15 protein-coding genes and 1 pseudogene are annotated in these 19870 nt (G+C 64.2%); 12 read left to right on the forward strand and 4 right to left on the reverse strand.

The genetic code is table 11. The annotated features are described in order from the left end of the window. The first annotated feature begins 231 nt into the window (after window positions 1-231). On the forward strand, window positions 232-2379 hold the full coding sequence (locus VF34_RS07505; protein WP_032375038.1) for an acyl-CoA dehydrogenase family protein: 2148 nt from the start codon (window positions 232-234) through the stop codon (window positions 2377-2379). Between the two features lie 168 nt (window positions 2380-2547). Here VF34_RS07505 and VF34_RS07510 read toward each other — a convergent pair whose 3' ends face one another. Next, entirely contained in the window at window positions 2548-3768 is a 1221-nt protein-coding gene (locus VF34_RS07510) for a CaiB/BaiF CoA transferase family protein (protein WP_032375039.1), read from the reverse strand. A 252-nt stretch (window positions 3769-4020) separates the two neighbouring features. Here VF34_RS07510 and VF34_RS07515 point away from each other — a divergent pair, with 252 nt between their 5' ends. The 5 genes and pseudogenes from VF34_RS07515 to VF34_RS07535 all read left to right on the forward strand — a co-directional run bounded on the left by VF34_RS07515 (window position 4021) and on the right by VF34_RS07535 (window position 9432). Next, a complete protein-coding gene (locus VF34_RS07515) occupies window positions 4021-4443 on the forward strand; it encodes a Zn-ribbon domain-containing OB-fold protein (RefSeq protein WP_032375040.1) in 423 nt (140 codons plus the stop codon). Continuing rightward, the gene (locus VF34_RS07520; protein ID WP_032375041.1) at window positions 4440-5582 is read left to right on the forward strand and encodes a thiolase family protein; all 1143 of its coding nucleotides are present in this window, start codon (window positions 4440-4442) and stop codon (window positions 5580-5582) included. Before VF34_RS07515 ends, VF34_RS07520 begins: the two co-directional genes overlap by 4 nt. A gap of 132 nt (window positions 5583-5714) precedes the next feature. After that, entirely contained in the window at window positions 5715-7247 is a 1533-nt protein-coding gene (locus VF34_RS07525; protein WP_032375042.1) for an aldehyde dehydrogenase family protein, read from the forward strand. 57 nt (window positions 7248-7304) lie between these two features. After that, a pseudogene (locus VF34_RS25535) lies at window positions 7305-8168 on the forward strand (mycofactocin-coupled SDR family oxidoreductase). A gap of 124 nt (window positions 8169-8292) precedes the next feature. Next, window positions 8293-9432, forward strand: a complete 1140-nt coding sequence (locus tag VF34_RS07535) for an amidohydrolase family protein (RefSeq protein WP_045841161.1) — start codon at window positions 8293-8295, stop codon at window positions 9430-9432. A 34-nt stretch (window positions 9433-9466) separates the two neighbouring features. Here the strand turns inward: VF34_RS07535 and VF34_RS07540 are convergent, their stop codons facing one another. Further along, the gene (locus VF34_RS07540) at window positions 9467-10939 is read right to left on the reverse strand and encodes an MFS transporter (RefSeq protein WP_045841162.1); all 1473 of its coding nucleotides are present in this window, start codon (window positions 10937-10939) and stop codon (window positions 9467-9469) included. Window positions 10940-11176: 237 nt separating this feature from the next. On the opposite strand from VF34_RS07540, the gene VF34_RS07545 reads away from it, so the two are divergent. The 6 genes from VF34_RS07545 (at window position 11177) to VF34_RS07570 (ending at window position 18373) form a co-directional block, all read left to right on the forward strand. Next, entirely contained in the window at window positions 11177-12439 is a 1263-nt protein-coding gene (locus VF34_RS07545; RefSeq protein WP_032375823.1) for an ABC transporter substrate-binding protein, read from the forward strand. A gap of 180 nt (window positions 12440-12619) precedes the next feature. Further along, entirely contained in the window at window positions 12620-13885 is a 1266-nt protein-coding gene (locus tag VF34_RS07550) for an ABC transporter substrate-binding protein (RefSeq protein WP_032375824.1), read from the forward strand. A 37-nt stretch (window positions 13886-13922) separates the two neighbouring features. After that, window positions 13923-15926, forward strand: coding sequence for an ABC transporter permease (locus tag VF34_RS07555; RefSeq protein WP_032375825.1), 2004 nt, complete (start codon window positions 13923-13925; stop codon window positions 15924-15926). Then, entirely contained in the window at window positions 15923-16726 is an 804-nt protein-coding gene (locus VF34_RS07560; RefSeq protein WP_045841163.1) for an ABC transporter ATP-binding protein, read from the forward strand. The genes VF34_RS07555 and VF34_RS07560 overlap by 4 nt, the downstream gene beginning before the upstream one ends. Further along, window positions 16719-17459: an ABC transporter ATP-binding protein gene (locus VF34_RS07565; protein ID WP_052063233.1), complete on the forward strand. Its 741-nt coding sequence runs from the start codon at window positions 16719-16721 to the stop codon at window positions 17457-17459. The genes VF34_RS07560 and VF34_RS07565 overlap by 8 nt, the downstream gene beginning before the upstream one ends. Further along, window positions 17456-18373 (forward strand): LLM class F420-dependent oxidoreductase, encoded by a 918-nt coding sequence (locus tag VF34_RS07570; protein ID WP_032375827.1) that lies wholly within the window; start codon window positions 17456-17458, stop codon window positions 18371-18373. The genes VF34_RS07565 and VF34_RS07570 overlap by 4 nt, the downstream gene beginning before the upstream one ends. Window positions 18374-18453: 80 nt before the next feature. On the opposite strand, the gene VF34_RS07575 is transcribed toward VF34_RS07570, so the two are convergent. Together VF34_RS07575 and VF34_RS25540 are read right to left on the reverse strand one after the other, a co-directional pair. Continuing rightward, window positions 18454-19593, reverse strand: a complete 1140-nt coding sequence (locus tag VF34_RS07575; protein ID WP_045841164.1) for an amidohydrolase family protein — start codon at window positions 19591-19593, stop codon at window positions 18454-18456. A gap of 76 nt (window positions 19594-19669) precedes the next feature. Next, the coding region (locus tag VF34_RS25540; RefSeq protein ID WP_442970621.1) for an alpha/beta fold hydrolase at window positions 19670-19870 on the reverse strand (201 nt) is incomplete at its 5' end.

Raw genomic sequence — 19870 nt, forward strand, 5'->3', positions numbered from 1 at the left:
TAGACGGCCGGACCTCGAAAATGCCTTGCCACGGTGCTCGCACATTTTGTTCGCCAGAGTGATCCGGACTGACGGACTACGGTGGTAAGTTCCATACCGTAAGGCATATGGTACACACCTTGCCGCTGGCCAAGGCGCTTTTTTGAAACCTTTCGAAGTGACCCGTTCATCGGGGCCGCTCGAGACTCCAATGAACACCAAGCAAGTCAAGCACCGAGAAGGAGTACGCACATGAGTTTGGCGATCACCGAGGAACACCAACAGCTCACGGACATAGCCAAGGACTTCCTGGCCGGTGTGAAGGCGACCGCCAGTTCGAGAGAGCTGACCAACGGTGTATCCGCCGATACCTCGACCCTCTGGTCCGGCATGACCACGCAGGGATGGCAGGGGTTGCATCTGCCCGAGTCGGTCGGTGGACAGGGTTACACACTGGCCGAGACCGCTCTGGTGGTCGAACAACTCGGCTACGCACTGGCGCCGGGCGCGTTCACCGCATCATCGGTCGTGTCCGTTGCCCTCGACGAACTGGGGACGCAGGAGCAGCGATCGGCCCTGCTCCCCACGCTCGCCGACGGTAGCGCGATCGGATCGCTCGCCCTCGCCGCCGACATCACCGTCGGTGACGCGGTGTCGGGCACCAGTGGACCCATCATCGGCGGCGCATTCGCCACGCTGGTGCTCCTGGTCAGTGGCGACGACGCCGTCGTGGTCCCACTCGATGCCGCGGGCGTCACCACTGCGACGGTGGACGCACTCGATCCGACCCTGGGAATTCAGTCCGCCACTCTCGACGGTGTCGCCGTCGCCGACTGCACCGTCGTCGCAGGCGCAGCAGCAGCGGTCCGACGCATCGCGCGGGTGCTGTTCTCGGCCGAGGCGTCGGGTTCGGCGCGGGCCACCCTGGACATGGCGGTCGAGTACGCCAAGGTACGCAGTCAGTTCGGTCGAACGATCGGGTCGTTCCAGGCGGTCAAGCACCACTGCGCCAACATGCTCGTGCAGTCGGAGCTGGCGACGGCAGCGGTGTGGGACGCCGCGCGAACACCGGTATCGGATGCGCAGGCCGCGATCGTCTCCGACGTTGCCGCTGCCACGGCGTTCTCCGCAGCAATCCACAACGCGCAGCTCAACATTCAGTTGCACGGCGGCATCGGCTTCACGTGGGAACACGACGCGCACCTCTACCTTCGGCGCAGCCGCGCACTCGCGGCACTGATCGCGCCGGCCGATGTGGTGCTCGACGACCTGATCGAGCGCTCGTACGCGGGTGAGCGCCGGAGCTACTCCCTCGACCTGCCGGCCGAGGCCGAGCAGTACCGCTCCGCGGTGCGCGAGTTCGTCGCGAGTTACCAGGGCACCCCCGAGGCGGATCGTCGTCGCGTGCTGGCCGAGTCGGGTTACCTGGTTCCGCACTGGCGGACTCCGTTCGGACGGGCCGCAGGTGCCATCGAACAGCTCGTCATCGAAGACGAGATGGCAGAGGTGGACCAGCCCAATCTCGGTATCGGCGGTTGGGTCCTGCTGACCCTGACGCAGCAGGCGGACGAGGATCAGATCGCCCGGTGGGTGATGCCGAGCCTGCTCGGTGAATTCCAGTGGTGCCAGCTCTTCAGCGAGCCGGGTGCCGGATCCGATGCGGCGGCGGTGTCCACCAGGGGCGTCAAGGTCGACGGAGGATGGCGGGTGACCGGCCAGAAAGTGTGGACCTCGGGCGCACAGGACTGCAACCGTGGTCTGGCGACCATCCGCACCAATCGTGACGCCCCCAAACACAAGGGCATCACCGCCATGGTCATGGACATGCACGCGCCGGGTGTGACGGTACGGCCGCTGCGCGAGATCACCGGAGAGTCTCTCTTCAACGAGGTCTTCTTCGACGACGTCTTCGTGCCGGACTCCGACGTGGTCGGCGCGGTGGACAACGGGTGGAAGGTAGCGCGGGCAACGCTCGGCAACGAGCGCGTGACGATCGGAGCGGGCAGCCGTGAAGGACTGTCCGCGTTCGATCTTCTCGACGTCGCGGCCGCGGAGAAGCCCGGCGATGTCGAGGTGAGCCGCGCGATCGCACGGTTGGTCGTGGAGGAGCAGAACATGCGACTGCTCGATCTGCGCCGAGTGGTGCGGGCCGTCGTCGATGCGGGCCCGGGCCCGGAGGGCAACGTCACCAAACTGCTCTCCGCCGAGCACGCCCAGCGGGTGACCGAACTGGGGATGCAGATCGCGGGCGCATCGGCCGTCACCGGTGCCTACGGCGAGATCTCGTTCGAGTACCTCTTCGACCGCTGCCTGTCCATCGCAGGCGGCACCTCCGAGATCACTCGCAACGTCATCGCGGAACGGTTGCTGGGGCTTCCGCGCGATCCGCTCAACGTATAGATCGGTACGCGCCCAGGGCAGGGCAGGGCAAGGCAGGGCAGGTACGGACGAGAACATCGTCGGTACCTGCCCTTGTTCGTATCCCTGTCCGGTGCGAGAGAAGACGAATGTGGCCGGCACCTTTCGGTGCCGGCCACATTCGTCCGCGTGTGAGTGTGTCGCGAGTAGCTACAGAACCGAGCCGCTGTCCTTCGCCTCGGCGATGTCGCCCCAGCTCAGGCCTAGTTCGAGCAGGATCTCCTCGGTGTGCTGGCCGTGTTCGGGAGCGCGTGAGGGTTCGGGCGTGACGTTGCCGTACTGCACCGGCGGAGCGACGACGCGGTAGTCGACGCCGTTGTCGTCCTTGTTCTCGATGAGGTAGCCGTTCGAGGAGGCCTGCGGATCGACGAGGACCTCCTGGGGAGAGGCCAGCGCGGACCAGACCCCGGGTTCGTCGGCGAGCACCTTGGTCCAGTGTTCGAGGTCCCGCGTCAGGAAGTGATCGCGCAGGAGCGCGGCCGCCTCGTTCGTGTTGGCGATCAGGTTGGCCGAGGGCACGAACCGGGGGTCCTCGGCGAGCTCGGAGAGGCCGACGCGGTGGCAGAAGTTGGCCCAGAACTTGTCGGGCTGCAAGAAGACCAGCTGGATCCAGCGGTCGTCGAGCGTGCGGTACTTGTGGGTCACCGGGTTGACGGAGCTACCGACCGGCGGAACCGGAATGCGATCGACTCCGAAGAAGTCCGACGCCAGGATGTCCGGGGCCATGGTCCACATGGCCTGGGCCAGCAATGAGACGTCGACTGTTGTTGCCTCGCCGGTCTTTTCGCGGTGGTACAGGGCGCCGATGACGCCTCCGGCCAGTGTCATCCCGCTCGGCAGGTCGCCGAACGCGGGGCCCTGGCCCAGTGGGTATTCGGCATCGTCGGGCGAGAGTGCGTAGGCGACGCCGCCGCGGGCCATGAAGCTGGCCGAGTCGAATCCGCCGCGGTTGCGGTCGGGGCCGCGTGAGCCCTGGCCCGATCCGCGAGCGACGATGATGTTCGGGTTGATGGCCTTGACCTGCTCGAACGTCAGGTTCGCGCGTTCGAGGGGGGCGGGCAGCCAGTTGGTCAGGAACACGTCGGCGTCGGCGAGGAGCTTGGCCAGGTACTCGTGACCCTTCTCGGATTTGAGGTCGAGGCCGATGCTGCGCTTGCCGCGGTTACCGATCTCGAGCATGAAGTCTGCGTCCGCGCGGGCCTTGTCGCGTCGAAGCCCGCCGACGACGAGTGCTCGGCCGGGATCGCCCGCCTTGGTGTCCTCGACCTTGATCACGTCGGCACCCCAGTCCGCCAATACCGCACCGGCCGCTGGGACGAATGTCCACGAAGCCAGTTCGACGACCTTGATGCCATCCAGAATGCCCGTCATCAGTGACCTCTCATCTCGACTGTGCCCGGTCGTTCGGGGCTCGCGGACTCTCGGCGCGAGCGGTGATTGCCTTTACCGTAAACCTATCTATTGCAAATGTGACGGGTTTGCCGGAACTGATCGGAAATGGTTCCGATGCGCGTGGAGTCCTGCGTTTTCCGAACTTCCAGAAAGGCTTACCGTATGGTAAGCCAGTGGTGAGGGTCGGGCGGACATCGATGCCGCGCGACCACCGGTCACAGAGAGGTGCCGATGGACAAGCCAGAACCTGTACCCGACGCGGTCAGCGCGTTCTACTGGGAGCATGCAGCCCGGGGAGAACTCGCGATCCAGGGTTTCGAGGACAGCGATTTCGTACAGTTCCCACCGAACTCGGTCGCCGAACGCATCGACGTGTCGGGATCGGCTCGCGCGGTGGTGGTCAGTGGCCGAGGAACGTTGTACGCCTACACGATTCTGCATCAGGCGTTCCATCCCGCCTTCGGCGATTCCGTTCCGCTCGCGATCGGTCTCACCGAGCTCGACGACCATCCGGGCATCCGGATTCTGAGCAACATCGTCGATGCGGAGCCCGGTGAACTTCGGTCCGGACTGCCGGTAGAGGTGACCTTCGAGAAACGGGGCTCGCAGTCCCTTCCCCAGTTCCGGCCAGTGCGATCAGGAGACTCGGCATGACATTCGGACGCAAGACCGCCATCGTCGGAGTCGGCTATTCCGCCATCCATCGCGATCGCGGCGTCGACAGCCGTCCGCTCGCGACGACGGCAGCGAAGAATGCCATCGCCGACGCCGGCCTCGAATTCTCCGATATCGACGGCATCTTCGAGTACCCGGCCTCGGACGAGATCGCGATCGACATGCAGCGCATGTTGGGAATCAAGAATCTGCGGTGCTTCGGCGACCATGCCGGTTCCGGACCCTCGGGAATGGCGGCGGCAATCGCTGCGGAGGCGGCGGTGGCCAGCGGGCAGTGCGACGTCGCGCTCGTCTTCCGCTCGATCACCCGCGAATGGGGTCAGCAGAGCGGGCAGGTGGTGTTTCCGCCCGCGAGTGGACCTCTGCAGTTCCAGATGCCCTACGGCGTCGCAGGCGCGATCATTCCGGTGATGGGCATGAAGAAGCAGCGCAGGTTCGCCGAGTTCGGCGGGCGCGAGGAGGATTACGGGTCCATCGCGGTCAATGCCCGCAAGTGGTCCGCCCTCAACGAGCGTGCGGTACTGCGGGATCCGGTCACCATGGACGATTACCTGGCCTCCCGGTTCGTCTCCGAACCGCTCCGTCTCCTCGACTGTGACTACCCGATCACCGGTGCGTGTGCCGTCATCATCACCACCGCCGAGCGAGCTGCCGACCTGGCGCAGAAGCCGGTGCTGATCGATGCGAGCGCGCTGGGCACCGGTGGGCGGCCGGATTGGACATTCACCGACGACTTCGTCTTCGGCGGCACCAGGCCGTGCTCGGACACTCTGTGGGAACGCTCGTCGGTCACGGCCGCCGATGTCGACGTCGCGGAGCTCTACGACGGTTTCACCCACATCACGATCTCGTGGGTGGAAGCACTGGGGCTCTGCGGAATCGGAGAGTTCGGTGACTGGGTCGACGGCGGTGCGACGATCGGGCCCGGTGGCTCGCTGCCGATGAACACCAACGGTGGCCAGCTCGCCGAGGGTCGTATGCACGGGCTGAGCTTCCTCGCCGAAGCGACGCTGCAGCTGCGCGGTCAGTGCGATGTCCGTCAGGTCGACGGGGCCAGGGTTGCCGTGGTTGCCAACGCCGCCGGTCCACAATGTGGAGCTATGGTCCTCACGTCCTGACCGGGGGCGATGTCGACTTTTCGTCGATAGTGCATCGGTGACTCCCGGGAGTAGGTACGGTACGGCTTGCGGTATCAACTACTGCTCGTCTCCGGCCGAGTGATTCGGCCTCCTCTCCCCTGGGAGTCATCGATGACCACTATCGAACAATCCACCTCTGCCGATCGCACCAGCGCCGACGTCAACAGCGAAGCGGGCCGTAATGCAGAGCAGCGCTTGATGATCGACGGAGTACTGCGTGCGTCGCGCTCCGGCGACACCTTCGACAACATCAGTCCGGCGACCGGTGCGGTGATCGGCGTTGCTGCCGCCGCGGGGCGAGAGGACATGGACGAGGCGATCGGTGCCGCGCGTCGGGCATTCGACGAAACCGAATGGTCCACCGATAGGACCCTGCGGCGTCGGGTGCTGCTGCAGCTGCACGAGGCACTGGTCTCGGAGCAGGAGCAACTGCGGACCGAGATCATCGCCGAAGCCGGATCGCCTTTGTCGGCAACCTATCTGGCGCAACTGGACTGGCCGCTGGCCGACGGCCTCACCTACCCGGCAGAATTGATCGACACGTACGAGTGGGAACGCGATCTGGGACCTCTGTCCTTCGGCCCGGCCGACAACAAGAGGCGCGTCTACAAGGAACCGATCGGTGTGGTCGGTGCCATCGCGCCGTGGAATTTTCCGTTCGAGATCATCGTCAACAAGATCGGGCAGGCACTGGCCACCGGGAACACGATGATCCTCAAGCCGGACCCCAACACCCCGTGGACCTCGACCCGGATCGGCCGCTTGATGGCCGAGCACACCGACATACCGGCGGGCGTCTTCAACGTCGTGCCGACGCCGAACAACAGCATCGCCGAGATGCTCGTGTCCGATCCGCGGGTGGACATGGTCTCGTTCACCGGATCCACCGGAGTCGGCAAGATGTTGCAGCAGAAAGCATCTGCGTCGCTCAAGAGAGTATTTCTCGAACTGGGCGGTAAGTCCGCGATGATCGCACTCGAGGATGCCGACCTGGCCCAGGTCATTCCGTCGGCCGCGCAGGCCTGCCTGCACGCCGGGCAGGGATGTGCACTCACGACGCGGTTGCTGGTCCCGAACTCGCGGTACGACGAGGTCGTGGAGATGGTCACCGACCTGTACGGGCAGCTTCCGGTGGGCGACCCGGCCGATCTCCAGACGTTCGTCGGACCGGTCATCAACGTCAAGCAGAAGGCGCGCATTCTCGGGATGCTGCAGGGTGCCGCGGCCGAGGGTGGCCGAATCACCGTCGGCGGCGGTGCGGCGAAGAACCTACCCGAGCATCTCGCAGGCGGCTTCTACATCGAGCCCACCGTGATCGCCGGAACCACCAACGACGCGACCATCGCCCAGCAGGAAGTGTTCGGACCGGTACTGACCGTACTGGGATACGACACCGAGGACCAGGCGGTCCGCATCGCAAACGACAGCATGTACGGACTGTCCGGTGCGATCTTCTCGGCATCCACCGAGCACGGACTCGCCGTCGCCAAGCGCATCAGGACCGGTTCGATGTCGGTCAACGGTGGCGTCTTCTACGGTGCCGACTCGCCGTACGGCGGATACAAGGTCAGCGGCCAGGGACGACAGAACGGGCTGGAGGGTTTCGAGCAGCACCTCGAGACCAAGGCCATCGGTTTCATCTGATCCGCGCGCGAAATCTCTCGATACGAGAACACCGACTACACGAGCTAGGACGAAACAATGGGAAAACTGGACGGCAAGGTAGCGTTCGTGACCGGCGCTGCCCGTGGTCAGGGGCGTAGTCATGCGCTCGAGTTGGCCAGGGAGGGTGCCGACATCATCGCTGTCGACATCTGCGAGGACATCGCCACCAACGGATATCCGCTGGCGAGTTCGGCCGACCTGGCCGAGACCGCGCGCCTGATCGAGGAGCTGGACCGACGGGTGGTAGCGTCGAAGGCAGACGTGCGCGAGCCGAGCGAACTACGTCGCGCCGTGGACGAGGGCGTGGCTGCGCTGGGTCGTTCTCGACATCGTCGTCGCGAACGCCGGAATCTGCCCACTGGGCGGGGACGTGCCGCCGCAGGCGTTCATCGATGCCGTCGACGTCGATCTCGTCGGTGTCATCAACACGGTCTCGGCCACATACCGACACCTGAGCGCAGGCGCATCGATCGTGGCGACGGGTTCGGTGGCCGGCCTGATCTCCGGTGGCACTGACAATCCCGCGAACGGCCCGGGTGGCTCGGGGTACTCGCACGCCAAGCGCGGGGTCTCGCGGTACGTGCACGATCTCGCGCTCGCGCTCGCACCGTCGTCGATCCGGGTCAATGCCGTGCACCCCACCAACGTGAACACCGACATGTTGCAGAGCGATCCGATGTACCGGGTGTTCCGACCCGACCTCGAATCACCGACGCGTGAGGATGCCGAGACGCTTTTCCAGCAATGCAGCCGATGCCGATCGGATACGTCGAACCGATCGACATCAGCAAGGCGGTGTTGTTCCTCGCCTCGGACGACGCGCGCTACGTCACCGGCCTGCAGTTGAAGGTGGATGCCGGGGCGACGCTGGCAGTGACGTCCTCGGGAGCTCCGGGCTGAATCCCGCCACCAGAATTTTGTGACGGCACTCACAAGAATGATGTATCGTAAGTCTTACTGGAGCGGGGTCCGTAGCACCGCCGACTCGGGTATTCCCCCACGCTCGATTCCCTGAGGAGGGACTATGCTTGCCGACGATGTACAGATCGTGTCGGTCGACGACCACGTCATCGAACACCCACGGGTGTGGACCGACCGTGTGGCGTCGAAGTTCAAAGATGACGCCCCGCGCATCGAACGCGCCGAGGACGGAAACGACTGGTGGATCTACGAGGGTCAGAAGGCCGGTAACTTCGCCCTCAACGCCGTAGCCGGTAAGGATCCGAAGGATTTCGGAATGGATCCGCGGTCCTACGACGACATGCTGCCCGGGTGCTACGACATCTCGGACCGCATCAAGGACATGAACACCGAGGGTGTGCACGCACAGTTGTGCTTCCCCAACTTCGGTGGCTTCGCCGGCTCCACGTTCCAGAAGTCGAAGGACTTCGCATTGGCGAACGAATGCACAAGGGCCTACAACGATTTCATCATCGAGGAGTGGTGCGCCTACGACCCCGGCCGGCAGATTCCGCTCGCCGGTCTGCCGTACTGGGACGTCGAGGAAACCGTCAAGGAGATGAAGCGGACCGCGGACAAGGGCGTCAAGTCCTGGACCTTCCCCGAACTCCCGGACCGCATCGGCTTGCCGTCCTGGCATACCGATCATTGGAACCCGGTGTTCGAGTTCGCCCAGGAAGCCAACATCCCGCTCTCGCTGCACTTCGGCTCCGGCGGTGCTCCCCAGGTCTCGCCCGAGGGTGCCAGCACCAACTTCACCGTTGCCATCACCCTGTTCGCTCTGAACTCGGCGAGTGCGATGACCGAGCTGCTGCTCTCGCCGGTGTTCCACAACTACCCCACCCTGCGAATGGCACTGTCGGAGGGCGGAATCGGCTGGATGCCCTATGTGCTCGAGCGCTCGGACTACGTGTGGGAACGTCACCGCTTCTACAACGACGTGCACCAGAGCGTGCGCCCCTCGGAGCTCTTCGCCCGCGGCCACATCGGCGGGTGCTTCATCTCCGACGAGGCCGGTCTCGAGATGCGTCACCGCATCGGCGTCGACCACATCATGTTCGAGTCGGATTACCCGCACTCGGATTCGCAGTGGCCGCACACCCGTAAGGTGCTCACCGAGTCGATGGTGAACATCCCCGACGGCGAGGCTCGCAAGATGTGCGAGGACAACGCACGGATCTTCTACGACTTCCCGCGTAACTGATCTTCTCGCACCCCAGCTCGACGAAAGAGCACCGCTACCGGATCTCGACCGGAGCGGTGCTCTTCTCGTTGTCCCCTTCGTCTGCCACCGGGGCGGATTCGTGGGAGGTCTTCGATGTCGTGGGAATGAAGAATGCGACGACCACGGCTGCCACGGCGGCGAGGCCGGCGATGGCGAAGGCGAGGCGGAACCCGGATGCAGTGGTCAACGGCACCGATCCCACCTCGATCACGTTCTGCGCGAGCACCATTGCAGTGATGGCGCTGGCGGTGGAGGTGCCGATCGAGCGCATCAGGGTGTTGAGTCCGTTGGCCGCTGCTGTTTCGCTGTCGGGGACGGCCCGCATGATGAGGGTCGGTAGAGCGGCGTAGGCGAAGCCGATGCCGACTCCGATGAAGCAGCCGACGAGCACCGTGTGCCACACCTGCGTCATCAGTGCCATCGCGAGGCCGTAGCCAAGGGCGATCGTGACGCCGCCGATGATCAAACTGGTTCTTGGACCGTGGCGTTCGGAGATGCGCGCAGCGATCGGCGAGGTCGCCATCATGATCAGGCCGGTGGGCACCATGCACAGACTCGCCACCATGATGGACTGGCCGAGACCGACTCCGGACGTGGACGGCATCTCGATCAGCTTCGGCAGCACCACGGTCGAGGCGAAGAGCCCGAATCCGACTGCGATCGAGGCGATGTTGGTCAGCAGCACCGGCCGTCGGGCACTGACCCGAAGGTCCACCAGCGGACTGCGCGCGTTCCACTGATAGACGCCCCAGGCCAGCAGTACCGCAACGCCGACGCCCGCGCTGGTGAGGGTGGCCGGGCGGAGCCAACCCCAGTCCGCTCCCTTGCTCACTGCCAGCAGTACTCCACTGAGTCCGACCGCGAGACCGATGGCACCGATGTAGTCGAAGGATGCGTGGCGATGAGCCGGGCCGCCGGGCACACACACGGCGATGAGAACGACGCCGACGGTACTGAGCGCGGCGGCGAGCCAGAACAGGACGTGCCAGTCGGCGCGTTGGGATACGAATGCCGACAACGGCATTCCGATGGCGCCGCCCACTCCGAGGGTGGAGCTCATCAGCGCGACGGACCGGCCGAGTCGATCGGTCGGGATGGTGTCGCGAAGCATGCTGATCCCGAGGGGAATGATGCCGAGTCCGGCTCCCTGCAATGCACGCCCTGCCACGAGTGGCCACAGTCCGGTGGATGCGGCCGCGAGTATCGAGCCTCCCGTGAGGACGGTGAGCAGAATCAGGGCAATTTTCTTCTTACCGAACATATCTCCGAGTCGCCCGGCTATGGGCGTGCAGATGGCGCCGGCCAGCAGGGTGACGGTGATGACCCACGAGGCGTTGGCGGGGCTCGTGTCCAGAAGGCGCGGGAGATCCGGCACGAGTGGGGTGAGCAGGGTCTGCATGAACGAGACGATCAAGCCGGTAGATGCCAGTACGGCAGTGATGACCGTGGGGTTCGTGCTTCCGGCACCGGTGAAGGGTTTCTTCATTTTTGTATCTTCAACTGGGTCAATTCGGATGCCCTCATCGTGTAAGTTCCTTACCGTAAGTCTTGCGGTTAATCGAACTATAGGTTCTGGCGTAGGCATTTTCGGCACAATCGCTTCCGTCTCTCCTGCGAGGTTCGAAGTCCCAATTCTCGAAGTCCCAATTCTCGAAGTCCGGCTGTCGAAGTCTCATTCGCGCGTACGTCGGTACGCGTTTTACGAAAATCAGGAGAACAAAGTATGTCGATTCTCGAGTCGATTCGAGCCGCCAGGCGGTCCACGATCCGAGTCGGTGTCCTCGCTGCCGTGACCGTGACAGCGGTGTCCGGCCTCGTCGGTTGCGCCGGCAGCGCGTCGCAGGACGGAGCGGCCGGGGGGTGCAACTCACCTGGGGTGACCGCGGATTCGATCACGGTCGCGTCGGTCTCCCCGCTGTCGGGTCCCTCGGCCTCGACGTTCGCCGGTTTCGTCGAGGGCGCGCGGGCTCGGTTCGAGGTGGAGAACGCCGCAGGTGGGGTCAACGGCCGCAAGATCGAACTGACCACCAACGACGACCTGGGGGACGGGGCCGCGCAGGTCACGGCTGCGCGTAACGCGGTGCAGTCGCAGAAGGCGTTCGGAATCCTGCACGCCTCTCGTGTCGACACCATGTTCGATTACCTTGCCTCACAGAATGTCCCGGTCACCGGTTTCCCCGGTCAGATCGCCTACCAGACGATGGACAACGCGTTCGGTTTCGCCGGTACCGCGAGCATCGGTTATCCGTCTACTGCTCAGTCGCAGTTCTTCGTCGACCGGGGTGTTCAGCGTCTGGGTGTGCTCGCCAACAACTCCACCGGCTCGAAGGGTGCAGCCGAGGGATTGATCTCGGTAGCCCCGACTGTCGGCCTCAACGTCGAGGAGTCCTCACTGGACATCCCCGTCGGTGCCTTCGACGCGACTTCGATTGCGCTGCAGATGAAGAACGCCGGTGTAGACGGTCTGTTCATGCCCCTGGTCACCGACTCGTCGGTGTCGATCCTCAAGGCGATCAAAGCGCAGGGCGTCGAACTGAAAGCGGCGTACATGCAGGGTCTCTACGATCCGAAGATCACCGATCAGGTGGGCGATCTGCTCGACGGCGTGTCGTCACCGCCCGTCGGAACCGTCCCGGTCGAGGTCGACGACGAGGCGACGAAGCGCTTGGTTTCCGCGATGACCGAGTACGGCGACGGAGTGGATCCCCGTACCGGCTTCACCACCCCCGGCTACGTCTCGGCCGACCTGTTCATCGAGGGTCTGAATAAGGCCGGCGCATGCCCCACCCGTGAGGGATTCGTAACCGCGCTGCGGGCGGTGACCGACTATGCAGGCGACGGTCTTCTGGTCGAGCCGGCGAACTTCGCCGAAGGTCCTGTCAAGGGCGGATTCCCATACGGCCGGTGTGCCTGGTTCGTGACCTACGCCGGTGGTGCATTCGTGCCCGATCCGGCAGCGACATGCGGTGAGATCCAGGGTCTCTGAGAGCCGTATCAGATTTGTGGCACCTTGTAAAAGGCTTGTTGACATGATCTGTGTCATAGGAATAGTGTTACTTACCGCAAGGCTTTCGGTTATGTAGTTCACGCCTTCTTCAGGATCGGCACAGTTCGTTCTCTCACTTCTTTTTCCCTGTACAGCAACATAATTCGAGGAGTTGTTCTGATGTCGACATCCGAGACGGTGTGGTCCGGTTCGTCTGGTATCCGCCGCGCGCTGACACTGAGCGCAGTCGGCCTGACCGCCCTGGCGAGCGTGACCGCATGTGCCGGAAGTGCCGCCAATTCAGCGGAAGGCGCAGGCGGCGCATGCAATTCACCCGGCGTGACCGCCGATTCGATCACCGTGGCATCGGTATCCCCGCTGTCGGGACCGTCGGCATCCACCTTTGCGGGCTTTGTCGAAGGTGCCAAGGCGAGGTTCGCCGTGGAGAACGCTAACGGCGGAGTGAACGGCCGCACCATCGATCTCGTAACCAACGATGACCTCGGCGACGGAGCCGCACAGGTCACCGCAGCGCGCAACGCGGTGCAGTCGCAGCAGGCGTTCGGCATCGTGCACGCCTCGCGCGTGGATACGATGTTCGATTACCTCTCCGCCCAGAACATTCCGGTTACCGGCTACCCGGGACAGCCGGCCTACCAGCAGAAGCTCAACGCGTTCGGCTACGCCGGCGCCGCGTTGATCGGCTTCTACTCGACGTCGATGGCACAGTTCATGCAGGACAAGGGCGTTACCAAGCTCGGAGTCCTCGCCAACAACTCCACCGGCTCCAAGGGCGGAGCCGACGGATTGGTGAGAACCGCAGGACAGATCGGTCTCGAGGTCGCAGCCACCTCGTTCGACATTCCGCTGGGCGCATTCGATGCCACTTCGGTGGCCATCCAGATGAAGGACGCCGGAGTGGATGGGCTCTACATGCCGCTCGTCACCGACTCGTCCATCTCGGTCCTCAAGGCGATGGCCGCGCAGGGTGTCGAACTCAAGGCCACCGAGATGCAGGGACTATACGACCCCAAGATCACCGCACAGGTCGGTGACCTGCTGCAGGGAGTGTCCGGTGCAGGCGTCGGAATCGTCCCCATCGAACTCGAGACCGACAGCACCAAGGCGTTCGTCGACGCGATGTCCGAGTACGGCGATGGCGTGGACCCGCGTACCGGATTCACCGGACCGGGATACGTCTCGGCCGACCTGTTCATCGAGGGATTGAAGAAGGCGGGAGACTGCCCCACCCGCGAGGCCTTCATCTCCGAACTGCGCAAGGTATCGGATTACGAGGGAGGTGGCCTGCTGATCGAACCGGCCAACTTCGCCTCCGGACCGGTCCCCGCCGGTACCCCCTACGGCCGATGCAACTGGCTGGTGACGTACGAGGGCAACGCCTTCGTGCCCGAGCCCGAAGCCACCTGCGGCGAGGTCGTCAACTGACGTCGGTCGCTCCCTTCATCTCGAGGAGAAGAGAAACATGCTCAGCTATCTCGTCGCGGGACTCGTCACCGGGTCGCTCTACGCGATCTTCGCGCTGGTACTCGTCACCACGTACAACGCGTCACACGTGTTCAACTTCGCACAGGGAGGCATGGCATTCTTCCTTGCCTACTGCTTCTACTGGCTCAACACCGACATCGGACTGCCGACCATCGTGTCGCTGGCTCTGTCGATCCTCGTCATCGCTCCCATCGTGGGATGGGTGTTGTGGCGGGTGCTTCTCGGACGACTGTCCACTGCAACACCTCTCATTAGACTGGCTGCGACCATCGGCCTCTCGGTGGCAATGTCGGCGGGTACGACACTGTTGTTCGGCCACGATCAGGTTCTACAGCCGGCAGGCCTCATCGGAAGCGTCCGCAGCGTCGTTACCGTTGCGGGAGTCAATATCAGTAACGAGCAGTTGCTTGTCATCGGCGTCGCACTCGTCGTCGCCATCGGCAGCTTCCTTCTGCTCAATCGCACTGCGATCGGTCTCGTCACCCGAGGTGCCGTCGACTCGGAGATGATGACGGTACTGACCGGAACCAATCCGAAGGTCGTCGTCGCAGGCACCTGGATGGCGGGCATGTCGGTCATCGGCCTGGCAGGCATTCTCGTCATGCCGCAGGTAGGGCTCAACGCAGCGGGATTCAGCAGCGTCGTGGCAGCGTCGTTCGCCGGTGTGGTCATCGGCCGATTGACCAACGTCTGGTGGGCCTTCGGCGGCGCGTTGCTCGTCGGGGTACTGCAGTCGGTCATCATCCCGTTCCTGCCCGATTCCGGAATCCTCACCACCGCACTGCGGCCCAGTATTCCGTTCCTGCTCATGGTCATCGCCATCGTCGCTCGCAGTCGCGGTGCGAGTGTGCGCGACGACGTCGCCTCGCGGGAGGTGGCCAAGCTGGCCACCGCCGCCGAACGCAGCGTCACACACATCCAGTCGGTCATGCGGGGTACTCGCGGTACCTGGGATCGCTACGTCGGTTGGGCAGTACTGGGTGTCGTACTCGTCGCGGTGCCGTACGTCTTCAGCGGATTCTGGGTGGGAGTGTTCGCGGTGGGAATGGCGTATGCCATTGCGCTGCTTTGCTTCCGGCCGGTCACCGGTGAGGCCGCGGTCGTCGGTCTGTGCCAGATCTCCTTCGTGGGCATCGGAGCCGTTGCGACAGCGCAGTTCTCGACCACCTACGGCCTCGGCATCATCACCTCGATGATCCTGGCGGCGCTGGTCTCGGCGCTGTGCGGCCTCGTCGTCGGACTGGTGTGCCTGCCGCTCGGGCAGTTGTACGCCGCCATCGCGACGTACGCCTTCGCACTGCTCGCAGATCAGGTCATCTTCACCAGGCCCACATTCTCCAATAACGATGCCGGCGTGTTCGTCGATCGCCCGACCTTCGGCGGGGTGTACCTGGCCAACGATCAGGACTACCTCTACTTCACGGTGGCGGTTTTCCTCATCGTCGCCCTGGTGCTGTTCCTGATCCGACGCTCCACACTCGGACTCCGATTCGCGACCATCCGGGCGAGCCGGGTGCGAGCGTCGTCGCTCGGAATCCCGATCTTTCGTTCCAGACTCGCGTTGTTCACGCTCGGTGCGGGAATCGCCGGACTGGGCGGCGGTGTCATCGCCAGCAACCAGTACGTCGCCTTCACCGGTGCGTACAGCGCACTGCTCGGGTTGACCTGGTTCGCCGTGGTCATCGCGCAGGGATCGTCGAGTATGGGCGGTGCTGCGATCGCGGGTCTGTCCCTCGCAGTGGGCCCGGCACTGGTGGCGAACTATCTACCGTCGCGGCTCGCCGAACTGCCCGCCGTACTGTTCGGACTGCTGGCCATCATGATCGTCAGCAACCCCTCCGGCATCAACACCATGATGCGAGCTCAGATTCGTTCTCTGGCAGCCCGATTGACTCCCGATCGGAGTCCCAAGGACATCCCGCCGCCGGCCGACGAGAACCTGACCGCAGCATCCGCATCACCCGTAGGGAGTGCACGATGACCGCCGTAGCAGAATCGACCGTGGGTCAGGTCCGACTGGAACTGTCCGACATCAGTGTCAACTTTGGTGGCGTCAAAGCGCTGCAGAACGTCTCGTTGTCCGCTCGCAGCGGTGAAGTCACCGGCTTGATCGGACCCAACGGTGCGGGCAAGAGCACGCTGCTCGCCGTGGCGTCGGGAATCCAACGACCGAACTCGGGCACGGTGCGCCTCGAGGATCAGGACGTCACCGGCGCGCGGCCGCAGGTGTACGCACACGCTCGGATGGCCCGTACCTTCCAGGCACCGCAGTTGGTGCCGGATCTGGACGTGCGGCAGCATCTGGTCCTCGCGCTCCGTTCCAACGACCACCGGCCGGGGAGCGCTCTGAAGTCGGCCTTCGGAAAGCGCACCACCGCAGGGGAACTGGACAAGACGGACCGGTTGCTCACCGATCTGGGGCTGGCCGACGTGGCAGGCAAGGGCGTCGCCGAATTGCCTCTCGGTACGCGTCGCCTCGTCGAGGTCGCTCAGTGCCTGGCATGCGATTCTCGTACCCTGCTGCTCGACGAGCCGACGGCCGGGCTCAGTCGAGCCGAGACCGCGGTCTTCTCGGAACTGGTGGTGCGGGTGTGCCGGGCCCGCGATATCGCAGTGGTGATCGTCGAGCACGACATCGACCTGGTCCTCGACATCAGCTCACGGGTGTTCGTCCTGGACTTCGGCCGCCTGATCGACGAGGGCGACCCGAGCCACATTCGCAACAGCAAGAAGGTACAGGCTGCGTACCTGGGAACCATGGAGGCTGATCTCGATGTCTGACCTGATGCTCGAAGTAGACGACCTGCGCATCTGTTACGGCGATGCCATTGCGGTGGACGGCGTGTCGTTCTCGGTCGAGACGGGTCGGTGCCTCGCGGTCCTCGGCGCGAACGGCGCGGGCAAGAGCAGTATCGCGCAGGCCCTCGCCGGCCTCATCCCGGCCGATCGCGGCACCATCTCGGTCGGCCGGGAGAACGTCACCGGCACCGATGCTTTCGCATTGGCCCGCAAAGGGATTGCGTATCTCCCGGAGGGGCGAGGCATCTTCCCCGGTCTCAGTACCGCGGACAACGTCGCGCTCGGTACCCGGATTCTGCCCAAGGAAGCACGGGCGGCTGCGGTCGATCGGCTCTACACACTGTTTCCGGTGCTGGGGGACCGACGCAAGCAGCAGGCGTCGACACTCTCGGGCGGCGAGCAGCAGATGCTGGCCGTCGGCCGGGCCCTGGTCACCGATCCGACGCTGTTCGTCGTCGACGAGCTGTCGTTGGGTCTGGCACCGCTGGTGATCGACAAGATCTACGAGGCACTGCAGACCGCGAAGGCGGCCGGAACCACGATGATCCTGATCGAGCAGTACGTCGAGCGCGCACTGGAATTCGCCGACGACGCAGTAGTGATGCGTCGGGGTGAGATCGTCTGGTCGGGTGCCGCGAACGGCGCGGTGGACGAGGTGGTGCAGAACTACATGGGCGGCACTGCGGTGGAGCCGACAGCGGCAGCAGTGCAGTGAAGTTCGCGCTCCTCTTCCCGATGCGCGCAGTCAAGCGCTATCACCTGTGGATGGGCGACGGTGACCTCGGCGATGCTGCGTGCATCGCCGAGGATGCCGGGTTCGATGCCATCGGGATGAGCGAACATCCGTATCCGGACGACGCCTGGCTGGGCAACGGCGGCCACCATGCCCTCGATCCCTTCGTCTCACTGGCCTACATGGCGGCGCAGGCGTCCAGGATTCGGATGCTCACCTATGTGATGGTGTCGAGCTATCGACACCCCTACATGGCGGCGAAAGCGGCTGCGAGCCTGGATGTCCTGAGTAAGGGGCGGTTGACGCTGGGCATCGCTGCAGGTTATCTCGAGGACGAGTTCGCGGTCCTCGGTGCGGATTATGCCGCGCGTGGCCGCCTGCTCGATGCCGCCCTTCCCGCCATGCGCAGCGCGTGGGCCGGAACCGATCACGACAGCGAGCAGTTTCCCGCGCACGGCAACACGATGCTGCCCGCGCCCGTGCAGCCCGACGGTCCGCCGATCTGGATCGGCGGCAACTCCGGTCCCGCCAGGCGGCGTGCGGTGGAGCACGGCCAGGGTTGGATCCCGATGGGTCAGTCGGCCGCGACGGCGAAGATCACGAAATCGCCTCCGCTGGAGACGATCGAGGAGTTGGCGGATCTGATCAGCGGGGTGCAGAAGCGGCGCGCAGAGCTCGGCAAGCCCCCGCTCGACGTCGCCTTCACTCCGTTCGAGGCGGAGATGCTGCGGACACACGATGTCGAAACGTGTGCGGACGCAATGGTCGAGGCCATGCCCGCATACATCGAGGCAGGCGTCACCTGGATCGGATTCGAGCCGAGCAGTAGGACATTGGACTCCTACCGACACGATGTCGGTGTGCTCGGCGAACGGGTGGTCTCGCGCTTTCGCTGACCGCGCAGGGGTTGTCGCACGGAGAAGGGCCGGACCAGGATGGTCCGGCCCTTCTCGTATCGGCTATCGGCTAACGGCTATCAGCTACGCGGGAAGTCGTAGAAGATACGTGCGTTGTCCTCGCACATCTTGCGAGCCTCGCCGTCGGGGATGTTCACCATCGACTCGGTGAGCACCTTACGGGTGTGCGGCCACTGCGAATCCGAGTGCGGGTAATCCGACTCGAACATGATGTGGTCGACGCCGATGCGGTGACGCATCTCGAGACCGGCCTCGTCGGAGATGAAGCACCCGCCGATGTGGCCGCGGGCGAAGAGCTCCGAGGGGCGCACGCTCTGGTGCACGTCGTTGTAGAAGCGGTGACGTTCCCACACGTAGTCCGAGCGCTCGAGCACATAGGGCATCCAGCCGATTCCGCCCTCCGACAGTGCCATTCGCAGGGTGGGGTAGTTGTGGAACACCGGTGAGAGCAGCAGCTCGGTCATCGCACTCGCCGAGTTCAATGCGAACAACGTGATTCCCACCGTCATGTTCGTGCTCATGCCCTCGGGGGACACCTGAGGGGAGCCGCCGGAGCCGAAGTGCAGCGAGAGCGGGATGTTGGCTTCCTGGGCGAACTCGAACACCGGGTTCCAATGATCGGTATGCCAGGACGGCAAGCCGATGCGGTCCGGGAGTTCGGGGAAGGTCCAGGACTTGACGCCCTTGTCCGCGGTCCGCTTCATCTCCTTGACGGTTTCCTCGACGTCCCAGTACGGCAGACCGGCGAGCGGAATCTGCCGGCCGGGGTCGTAGGCGCACCACTCCTCGATGATGAAATCGTTGTAGGCCCTTGTGCATTCGTTCGCCAATGCGAAGTCCTTCGACTTCTGGAACGTGGAGCCGGCGAAGCCACCGAAGTTGGGGAAGCACAACTGTGCGTGCACACCCTCGGTGTTCATGTCCTTGATGCGGTCCGAGATGTCGTAGCACCCGGGCAGCATGTCGTCGTAGGACCGCGGATCCATTCCGAAATCCTCCGGGGGCTTTCCGGCTACGGCGTTGAGGGCGAAGTTACCGGCCTTCTGACCCTCGTAGATCCACCAGTCGTTTCCGTCCTCGGCGCGTTCGATGCGCGGGGCGTCATCTTTGAACTTCGACGCCACACGGTCGGTCCACACCCGTGGGTGTTCGATGACGTGGTCGTCGACCGAAATGATCTGTACATCGTCGCCTAGCATGCGCCTTACTCCTCTGGTCCGTTATCTTGGTCACCTATCCGGTAAGCCTTACTGTACGCACAACTAATGGCCTGTGTCACTGGGGTGCGGCTGCGTCTTCGGTCCTGGACGTGGCGGAGCTGGACAGGACAGGGAGGTCGGCGAGGAATTCACCGACCTTGTCCACGAACACCGAATTGTCATCGCCTGCAACCATGTGCCCGGCTCCTTCGACGAGAGTCGATCGGGATCCTGGTATCACCGCGAGCAGTTCCTCGACGCCCTCCTGACTCACGAT

The sequence above is a fragment of the Rhodococcus sp. PML026 genome, assembly GCF_000963615.1.
Classification (GTDB): Bacteria; Actinomycetota; Actinomycetes; order Mycobacteriales; family Mycobacteriaceae; genus Rhodococcoides; species Rhodococcoides fascians.